The sequence below is a fragment of the Arthrobacter sp. 2YAF22_2 genome, assembly GCF_052114645.1.
Classification (GTDB): domain Bacteria; phylum Actinomycetota; class Actinomycetes; order Actinomycetales; family Micrococcaceae; genus Arthrobacter.
In genome coordinates this window covers 1-8,369 of record NZ_JBFRFD010000113.1, presented here as the reverse complement: position 1 = coordinate 8,369, position 8,369 = coordinate 1, and the positions used below count along the sequence as shown (strand labels likewise).

At 66.5% G+C, this 8,369-nt stretch carries 10 protein-coding genes and 1 tRNA gene; 9 read left to right on the top strand and 2 right to left on the bottom strand.

Annotated features, from left to right (window positions below):
* Positions 1–227 precede the first annotated feature (227 nt).
* From galU to AB4Y86_RS06745, 6 genes are all read left to right on the top strand, one after another.
* Positions 228–1,133 (top strand): UTP--glucose-1-phosphate uridylyltransferase GalU, encoded by a 906-nt coding sequence (gene galU, locus AB4Y86_RS06770; protein ID WP_441401254.1) that lies wholly within the window; start codon positions 228–230, stop codon positions 1,131–1,133.
* Between the two features lie 4 nt (positions 1,134–1,137).
* Positions 1,138–1,758 carry a GNAT family N-acetyltransferase gene (locus tag AB4Y86_RS06765; protein WP_441401252.1) on the top strand — a complete coding sequence of 207 codons (621 nt, stop codon included), beginning with the start codon at positions 1,138–1,140 and terminating at the stop codon, positions 1,756–1,758.
* 144 nt (positions 1,759–1,902) lie between these two features.
* Positions 1,903–2,847 carry a hypothetical protein gene (locus AB4Y86_RS06760; protein ID WP_441401250.1) on the top strand — a complete coding sequence of 315 codons (945 nt, stop codon included), beginning with the start codon at positions 1,903–1,905 and terminating at the stop codon, positions 2,845–2,847.
* 81 nt (positions 2,848–2,928) lie between these two features.
* A complete protein-coding gene (locus tag AB4Y86_RS06755; protein ID WP_441401248.1) occupies positions 2,929–3,729 on the top strand; it encodes an SDR family oxidoreductase in 801 nt (266 codons plus the stop codon).
* Positions 3,730–3,775: 46 nt separating this feature from the next.
* Positions 3,776–3,848: transfer RNA gene (locus AB4Y86_RS06750), tRNA-Ala, on the top strand.
* A 404-nt stretch (positions 3,849–4,252) separates the two neighbouring features.
* On the top strand, positions 4,253–5,077 hold the full coding sequence (locus AB4Y86_RS06745) for a DUF1206 domain-containing protein (protein WP_441401246.1): 825 nt from the start codon (positions 4,253–4,255) through the stop codon (positions 5,075–5,077).
* A gap of 87 nt (positions 5,078–5,164) precedes the next feature.
* Here the strand turns inward: AB4Y86_RS06745 and AB4Y86_RS06740 are convergent, their stop codons facing one another.
* Positions 5,165–5,341: a CsbD family protein gene (locus AB4Y86_RS06740; protein ID WP_441401244.1), complete on the bottom strand. Its 177-nt coding sequence runs from the start codon at positions 5,339–5,341 to the stop codon at positions 5,165–5,167.
* A gap of 375 nt (positions 5,342–5,716) precedes the next feature.
* Between AB4Y86_RS06740 and AB4Y86_RS06735 the strand changes: the two genes are divergently transcribed.
* The gene (locus tag AB4Y86_RS06735) at positions 5,717–6,133 is read left to right on the top strand and encodes a hypothetical protein (RefSeq protein ID WP_441401242.1); all 417 of its coding nucleotides are present in this window, start codon (positions 5,717–5,719) and stop codon (positions 6,131–6,133) included.
* A gap of 39 nt (positions 6,134–6,172) precedes the next feature.
* Here AB4Y86_RS06735 and AB4Y86_RS06730 read toward each other — a convergent pair whose 3' ends face one another.
* Positions 6,173–6,676: a hypothetical protein gene (locus AB4Y86_RS06730; RefSeq protein WP_441401241.1), complete on the bottom strand. Its 504-nt coding sequence runs from the start codon at positions 6,674–6,676 to the stop codon at positions 6,173–6,175.
* 114 nt (positions 6,677–6,790) lie between these two features.
* Here AB4Y86_RS06730 and AB4Y86_RS06725 point away from each other — a divergent pair, with 114 nt between their 5' ends.
* On the top strand, positions 6,791–7,156 hold the full coding sequence (locus tag AB4Y86_RS06725; protein WP_441401238.1) for an ArsR/SmtB family transcription factor: 366 nt from the start codon (positions 6,791–6,793) through the stop codon (positions 7,154–7,156).
* Positions 7,153–8,340 (top strand): cation diffusion facilitator family transporter, encoded by a 1,188-nt coding sequence (locus AB4Y86_RS06720; RefSeq protein WP_441401236.1) that lies wholly within the window; start codon positions 7,153–7,155, stop codon positions 8,338–8,340. Before AB4Y86_RS06725 ends, AB4Y86_RS06720 begins: the two co-directional genes overlap by 4 nt.
* Positions 8,341–8,369 lie beyond the last annotated feature (29 nt).

Genomic DNA, 8,369 nt, shown 5'->3' with positions numbered 1-8,369 from the left:
CGGCTGCCCAAGCCAGGCCGTGACGGGCCAATGCCGAGCCGGCGGCGTCCAGATCCGCTGGCGACAAGGCGGCCCGGTTGCGCCGGTGTCGCGAGCGGATCTCTTCTTTGGTGCTCATGCAGTAGCGTCCTTTCGGCTGTGCAGTGCCGCCTCATCTGGCGGGCGTCGCGGCAGCCATGCCGCGGGAACAATTACCTGTTGTTTGCCCCCTCCGCTAGATTAGTCGAGTGACTACACCCAACGCCCCAGTCCGTAAGGCCGTCATCCCCGCTGCGGGCCTCGGCACCCGCTTCCTTCCCGCCACCAAGGCGATGCCCAAGGAGATGCTGCCCGTCGTTGACAAGCCGGCCATTCAGTACGTGGTCGAGGAAGCCGTCAGTGTCGGCCTGAACGACGTCCTGATGATCACCGGCCGCAGCAAGCGGGCCCTCGAAGACCACTTCGACCGGGTGCCCACCCTGGAAGCGACGCTGGAGGCCAAGGGCGACACGGCCAAGCTGGAGTCCATCCAGGCGGCCAGCAACCTCGGCGACATCCACTACGTCCGCCAGGGCGACCCGATGGGCCTTGGCCACGCAGTGCTGCGCGCCAAGCAGCACGTCGGCTACGAGCCCTTCGCCGTCCTGTTGGGCGATGACCTCATCGATGCCCGCGACGAACTGCTCAGCACCATGATCGAGGTGCAAGCGAAGACCGGCGGCTCCGTCGTAGCGCTGATCGAGGTCGAGCCCTCGCAGATCAGCGCCTACGGCTGCGCCGACGTCGAGATGGTCGAGGGCGAGGAGTACGTCCGCATCAAGCAGCTCGTAGAGAAGCCGGACGCCGACGAAGCTCCATCGAATCTGGCCATCATCGGCCGATATGTCCTGCACCCCGCAGTCTTCGAGGTCCTCGAGCGGACCGAACCGGGCCGTGGCGGCGAAATCCAGCTCACAGATGCCCTGCAGGAGCTTTCCGCCGGCCAGGGCGAAGGGTACGGCGTGTACGGCGTCGTCTTCCGCGGCCGCCGTTACGACACCGGCGACAAGCTGAGCTACCTCAAGGCCTGCGTCCAGCTCGCCTGCGACAGTGAGGACCTCGGCCCCGGACTGCGCGACTGGCTGCCGGGCTTCGCCGCTGGCTTGACGAAGTAGTTCCGTGGGGGGCGGCTTCACGTGGCCGGTGACTTTGGAGTGCGGTGACCTTGTGCTGCGTCCGATCCGGTACCGGGACCGCAAGGAATGGAGCGAGCTGCGGGCACGTAATGAGCAGTGGCTTGCCCCCTGGGAAGCGTCCAACCCGGTTCCCGGCGGCGGCTTGCCCGACTACCGCCAGATGGTGCGCTCGCTCAAAGCGCAAGCGGCGCAGGCGTCCGCGCTGCCATTCGTCATCACCGCATGGACGCCGGGCTTCAAGGACCCCGTGATCGTGGGCCAGTTGACTGTCTCCTCGATTGTCTGGGGGTCGGCCATGATGGCCACACTCGGTTACTGGGTCGACCGGGACCGGGCGGGGCACGGCATAGCACCGACCGCCGTTGCGATGGCCACCGACTATTGCTTCCGCACGCTGGGGCTGCACCGCATGGAAATCAATATCCGGCCGGAAAACCGCCCGAGCCTGCGGGTGGTGGAGAAGCTTGGGTTCCGTGACGAGGGATACCGGCCTCGCTTCCTGCACATCAACGGGCAGTGGGCGGACCACCGCACCTTCGCGCTGACAGCCGAGGAAGTATCTGAAGGGCTACTGGCCCGGTGGCTGGAAAACCGTCCCGCCTAAGCATCGAAAATGCGTGCCTGACCAGCCCTTTCGGCATATCTCCAGTGAATTGGCAGTTCTCTCGCGACACACCGCAGGCAATGCCGCCCGGGTCGCCGTCTTGCTCATACCGTTTTGATTGTGGACTTCCCTCTTAGCAGCTCAGTGATCCTTGTCATTGCTGTTGCGCTCTGGATCGTGTGGGTGGCTCCCTACATGCTCCGGAATGGCCGTACCCGGCTGCACCCGGCGGGGGAGTTCTTGATGGACGTGGTAGATGCAGGCAAAACAGACCCCCAGGCCGCATACGTGATGAAAATGGCGGCCCCGCAGGAGAAACCGATGACGAGTACGCAGCGGCCCGAGTCCGCCCCGAGTTCCCTTGACCTCGACGGCGATCGGAAGCCCGCGGTGCCCGCCCCGGCATTCCGGATCCGCTATGGCCGCTCGGCGCTCGCCCTGCTGGGCACGCTCGCCCTCCTCACCGGCGTCGTCTCCGGTGTCCTGCGGCTCTTCGGACTGGGGTCCGGGTGGCTTCCCGTCCTGACCCTCCTCGGCGCGGTGGCCGCCGTCGTACTGCTCCGCAGGCTTGCGGTACGGGATCGACGGCGCAAAGTCGATGCCGCGTTCCGCTCAGCCATGGGCTCACCGGTGCGCGGTGCCGCCGCGGCGCCCGCCGCGGGCCGGGCAGCCGCGGTCCCCGAAGCGGGACCCGCGAAAGAGAGCCCACTGTTCGACGCCGAAGCCGGCGCCGCTCCGCTCGCGCCCGCCGCAAAACCCTTGACGGCCGACGAATTGCGGCAGGCCGCTCTGGCCGAAGCAGCTGCGTCGGGCGACACTTACGTCCGCCGTGTCGAGGATCCCACCGCCGCGGCAAGCTGGGAGCCCGTGGAGGTTCCGAAGCCAAGCTACGTCGAGGCCCCCAAAGCCGAACGCCCCGCCCCCGAGCCGCTTGACCTGCCGGAAGCCCCGAAAGCCGTCGGCAAGCCCTCGCTCAAGCAGGCCTCGGTCCGCCAGCCGGAGACGCTCGACGCGGAGTCCAAGCCGCTGGGCAAGGGCCAGAGCGCACTGAGTAACCTCGACGACGTCCTGCAGCGCCGCCGCGCCTGATCCTCCCAGGTCCCGCCCCGAGCAGCCGTCGCATCGGCGGCCCGGGGCCTTTTATTGCCCGCGGCCGCTAGTCTGAGGACCATGTCGAAAATCTGCGTTGCCGGGGGAACCGGACAGGTGGGCCGCGAAGTTGTACGTCAGGCGCTTGCCGGCGGACACCAAGTGGCCGTGCTCAGCCGCAATCCTCCCGCACCGGAGACCGCCGGTCATGAAGGCGGAGCGGAGTACTTCCGTGGTGATGTGACGACGGGGGAGGGGCTGGCCGCAGCGCTGGCCGGAGCCGACGTCGTCATCGATTGCCTGGAGGGACGGGCAGGCAAGGCACTGAAGACCTTCGCTGACGGCGGCGCGCGGCTGCTGGCCGCCGCACAGGAAGCCGGCGTCAGGACGGCAGTCATGCTCTCGATCGTCAACTGCGACCGCAGCAGCCTGGGCTACTACAAGTCCAAGGCGGCCAAGGAACAGGCCTATGGACGGTCCGGCCTCGAGACACTGGTGGTGCGGGCCACTCAGTTCCATTCTTTGCTGGCACGCGTGTTTGCCGCCGGCGCCAAGGTCCGGCTGATTCCTGTGGTGAAGGGTGCAAGGTTCCAGCCGATCGCGCCTGCCGAGGTGGCCGCGGCGCTGCTTGAGGGAGCGCTGACGGCGCCATCAGGCGAGCGGCACAGGATCCGGACCGTCGGTGGCCCGGAAATCATCGGCATGCGGGAACTCGCCCGCACATGGCAGCAGGCTTCTGGGGCACGCGGACGTCTGGTGGAGCTGCCGCTGCCGGGTGGGATGGGAAAGTACCTGCGGGCTGGCGATAACTTGGCGACGGCAGAGCGACACGGCACGCAGACTTTCGAGGGCTGGCTGGCAATGCGGGCGGATAGTTTGTAGCCTAAGAACGTTGGAAACGCCGTTCCCCCGGGAACGGCTTTCTTACGGGGCTATAGCTCAGTTGGTAGAGCGCTTCGTTCGCATCGAAGAGGTCAGGAGTTCGAATCTCCTTAGCTCCACATTTGCAGGGGTTTTTGAACCCTTGAGTGGGTGTCTTAGGCGCTCCGTCTGCGCTTCGGGTCTTCGCACATTTTCCAAGCACGAGGACGACAGCCACCCCGCACGGGCCGACCGGGCCCAGGACCGGAATGAGGGCCGCCACGAAGGATCTGGCCGCTAACCAGCCAACACGAGGGGAAGGCCCTTGGGGTTCTCCCTTTTGTGCCCGCCGGCCAGTGCCCGCCGGTTCAAGGACGAACCGGTGGGGACCGGCACGGATCGGTTGCCTGCCGGGCAGCCGTGCCTTCCGAGGTCTGTTCGCGCCGCCGGACACGGACATACACTGGAGCATCCGCGACGCCGGCAACCTGGCGACGCCGGAGCGGGCAACCGAAGTTCAAGTTCATATCGGGAAGGTCTAGCCATGGGCAATGCCTCGCAGAAGGCTAATCGGGCGGTATCCGAGGCGGCGTCGGCGAGCCGAAGCCCCGCCCTGCGAATCCTCGCACGCACCGGATTCGTTTTCATCGGCCTGGTCCACATCGTGATCGGCGGCATTGCCCTGCAGGTAGTCAGGGGGCAGGGCGGTGAGGCTGATCAGTCCGGCGCGATCGGGTCGATCGCCGCGAAGCCGGGTGGAACGTTCTTGCTCTGGGCTGGGTTTGCTGCGTGCGCCGCGCTGGCCCTCTGGATGGTCAGCGAGGCCGTCTTCGCGGCCCGCTCGGAGACCGATTCAAAGAAGAAGCTGAAGGAGTCGGGGGCGGCGGTGGGGAAGGCCGTTGTGTTCGGATTCCTGGCCTTTACTTTCGCCGTCTTCGCCTCGGGCGGCAACAAGAACTCCAGCCAGTCGGCAAGCGACTTCACCGCCAAGCTCATGGGGACGCCTGCCGGGGTGGTGCTGCTCGTAGCGATCGGGCTCGCGGTCATCGGAGCGGGCGTCTATTACGTCTACCGCGGAGTCACACGGAAGTACATGGAGGATCTGCAGGACCCGGGCAACGCCCGCACGGCCGTCGAATGGATAGGGACCATTGGTTATTCCGCCAAGGGCGTGGTCCTCGCAGTCGTCGGCATCCTGATGATCGTTGCCGCGGCCACAGCGGATCCGTCGAAATCCTCAGGTCTGGACGGCGGCCTTAAGACCCTCGGCTCCCAGCCGTACGGCGTGTTCCTGCTCGCCGCAATCGCGGCGGGGCTGGTCTGCTTTGGCGTGTACTCGATGGCCCGCGCGCGCTATGGAAGGTTTTAGCGGCCGGACCAGCTAGGGACCCGGATTGCCGGGCAGAACGAAGGGCGCACCACTTAACTAGTGATGCGCCCTTCCCCTGCGTTCGGGTCAGTCCTTCTTGAAGGCGTCCTTGACCTTCTCGCCGGCCTGCTTCAAATCGCCTTTGGTCTGGTCAGCCTTGCCTTCAGCCCGCAGGCTCTCGTCGCCCGTCGCGGTTCCGGCAGCTTCCTTGCCCTTACCGCCGGCCTTCTCGGCTGCGTTCTGAATCTTGTCGCCTAGTCCCATGGTGTTTCCTCCTCTGGTTGGCGGCCGTTCAATCCGGCCATAACCCATCCTAAGCCTACTTAGCATCAGGACCGCAAGTGGGAATTTGTCAAGGGTGGGGGAGTCAGGCCTTCTCGCGGGCCGTTGAGAGCAGGGGCCGGCCGCGGTTACCGTGCTGAGGACAGGACCCCGGAGAGCGGCCCGTTCCGGACGGGCGCGGGAACAGGCGTCGCAGGTCCCTGCCGGCGATGCCGCCGGGTGGCACTGCCGACTATTTCCAACCGGTGGGATCGCCGGTAACGTGACACTCACTCCGAGCTACAGCGGCTGGCGGCATGGTTGGAGCGATAGCAGACCCGCGATGCCGCCCGTCCCGGCCATTCGAAGGGATTAACAATGAGACTTAGCCACATCCCGCTGCGCGTCGTCACGGGCGCGTTCATCCTCAATTCCGGACTGGGCAAGCGCAGCCTGGACCGGGAGAGCGCAGCCGGTCTGCAGGCGATGGCCGTCCGGGTTGTTCCACAGTTGGGGCGATTCGAACCGGAACAATTCGGCAAGTTCATCAGCTACGCCGAGACTGCACTGGGCGCAGCCCTTCTGACGCCGTTCCTCCCGAGCCGCCTGGTGGGGCTGGGGCTGGGAGTTTTTTCGGGATCGCTGCTCACGATGTACCTTAAGACCCCTGGCATGACTCTCGACGACGGGATCCGGCCGAGCCGGCAGGGAACGGTGCTGGCCAAAGACATCTGGATGTTTGGCATCGCGGTGGCCCTGGTCCTGGACCCGAAGCCAAAGCCACGAGGCACCTGAGGCTTCCTCGGATCCGTCGGCAGCGTACTCTTGGCGGCCTTATGCCCCGCTACCGCGGCCGGTCTTCCGCGCGTGGTCGAGGGCGGCCAGGGCGACGGCGCTGGCCGTGAGCCGGAAGGCATGGATCCTGTACCACTTCTTCAACAGGGGCTTGCGCCTCATCTCGCTTAGCGGCTGCGGACTGAAGAAGAGCCCCGGGTTGATGAAACGGAGCAAGTAAACGGTGGCCGCCGCGCCCGCCGTAGAGCTTCCGGCCGCCACCGCCAGCCAGGTCCTGCTGCCGGGGCGGTTCCAGCCGGCCACCAGGGCGGCGATGGCGGCGGGGGCGCTGAGCGGCGCGATCGGGGCGTAGTAGCGTCCGGGGCTTCCTGATCCAAAGGGGGACCGGGGCAGGCCAGGGCTGGCTTCCGCCGCCGCAACCCGGTCCGGGATCTTAGCGACCGCCTCGTAGAGATTGCCGAAAAACCAGTGCGCGTGAGTGAACTCTGCAACGCCCAGGAGGCGGTCAACGAGCGCTCCCCGGCGGTCTGATGTCTGTGCCATGACCACAATCTACGCCGGACGCCCGGCGTCGGGCGAGCAGAAGGGCCGCTCTCGTCTTGCCGCCGGCCGCCGAGGGTGTGGCCCCGCGGACAGCTGGCATGTAAGAATCTATATATGTATGCAGACAAGCAAATATGTGGTCGAGAACCCGACAGCCAGTATGTGGAACTGGCCGTTGAAGTATTTGGCATGCTGGCCGACGCCACCCGGGTCCGGATCATCCTTGCACTGCGCGACGGCGAACTGCCGGTCGGCCAGCTGGCCGAGATCGTCCAGAAATCCCCGGCGGCTGTGTCCCAGCACCTGGCAAAAATGCGCCTCGGGCGGCTCGTGACCACCAGGCAGGACGGGACACGCGTGTTCTACCGTCTAGAGAACGAGCATGCGAGCCAGCTCGTCACCGACGCCATCTTCCAGGCCGAACACTCTCTCGGGGGCACCCCCCGCCACCACCACTCCGAAAGCACGGACATCTCATGAGCCCGGACCACGATCACCGCCGTTTCGGACCGGCGGCCGCTGCCGTCCACGAGCACCCCGCCGACGGCGCACACGCCCACGGCGGCCACGGGCATGACCATGACCATGACCATAGCGGCCACGGCCACGACCACGGTCATGGCCATAGCCATAGCCATGACGGTCACGGCCATTCCCATGAGCATCCGACCGGGATCAAGGGATTCTTCTACGGGTTGTTTGTTCCGCATACACACGACGCCGCAGACTCCATTGACGACGCGCTCGAGGCCAGCGTTCAAGGCGTCCGTGCCGTCAAAATCAGTCTCTTCCTGTTGCTCGGCACCACGGTCCTGCAATTCATTGTGGTGCTCATCAGCGGATCCGTGGCCTTGCTGGCGGACACCATCCACAATTTCTCGGACGCCCTGACCGCGGTGCCGCTGTGGATCGCGTTCATTCTGGCCCGCCGTCCGGCGAGTCGGCGGTACACCTACGGCTTTGGCCGGGCCGAAGACCTGGCCGGCCTCTTCATCGTCGTCGTCGTCGCGCTCTCCGCCGTCGTTGCCGGCTGGCAGTCGATCGACCGGCTCATCCACCCCCAACCGCTGCACAACCTGGGGTGGGTGGCAGCGGCGGGGCTGGTGGGCTTCGCCGGCAATGAGGCGGTGGCCATCTACCGGATCCGCATAGGCCGGAAGATCGGCTCGGCGGCGCTGGTCGCCGACGGCGTTCACRCCCGGATGGACGGCTTCACCTCCCTGGCCGTCGTGCTCGGTGCTCTCGGGGTGTGGGCCGGTTTCCCGCTGGCCGACCCGATCGTCGGGTTGCTGATCGCCGCGGCCATTGTGGTCCTGCTATGGGGAACCGTCCGGAGCATCGGCCGTCGCCTGATGGACGGCATCGAACCCGAACTGGTGGACAGGGCCCGGTCGGCGCTCGCCGGCACGCCCGGGGTTGAGGCCGTCCCGGCGCTGCAGCTGCGCTGGATCGGACACCGCCTGCAAGGCAACGCCACCATCCAGGTCGCGGACATGCCGATTTCGGCCGGCCAGCAGATCGTCCGGGACGCCGAGCGCCGGCTTGGGCAGGCCCTGCCCAACCTTGACGGCATCTCCGTCCGGGCCGCCACGGTGCCCGCCGACGTCGACGCCGTTGCCGACGCCGAGGTGCTATCCGCCGGAACGAAGGGCCACGGACACTAGCCCAGGATCTTCAGCGCAGTGCCCCAGTT

What these genes read in the sequence shown, in the direction of transcription:
- AB4Y86_RS06755 (WP_441401248.1), top strand. Translation starts at nt 2,929, where the DNA reads ATGTCGAAAATCTGCGTTGCCGGGGGAACCGGACAGGTGGGCCGCGAA.
- AB4Y86_RS06745 (WP_441401246.1), top strand. Translation starts at nt 4,253, where the DNA reads ATGGGCAATGCCTCGCAGAAGGCTAATCGGGCGGTATCCGAGGCGGCG.
- AB4Y86_RS06740 (WP_441401244.1), bottom strand. Translation starts at nt 5,341, where the DNA reads ATGGGACTAGGCGACAAGATTCAGAACGCAGCCGAGAAGGCCGGCGGT.
- AB4Y86_RS06735 (WP_441401242.1), top strand. Translation starts at nt 5,717, where the DNA reads ATGAGACTTAGCCACATCCCGCTGCGCGTCGTCACGGGCGCGTTCATC.
- AB4Y86_RS06730 (WP_441401241.1), bottom strand. Translation starts at nt 6,676, where the DNA reads ATGGCACAGACATCAGACCGCCGGGGAGCGCTCGTTGACCGCCTCCTG.
- AB4Y86_RS06725 (WP_441401238.1), top strand. Translation starts at nt 6,791, where the DNA reads ATGTATGCAGACAAGCAAATATGTGGTCGAGAACCCGACAGCCAGTAT.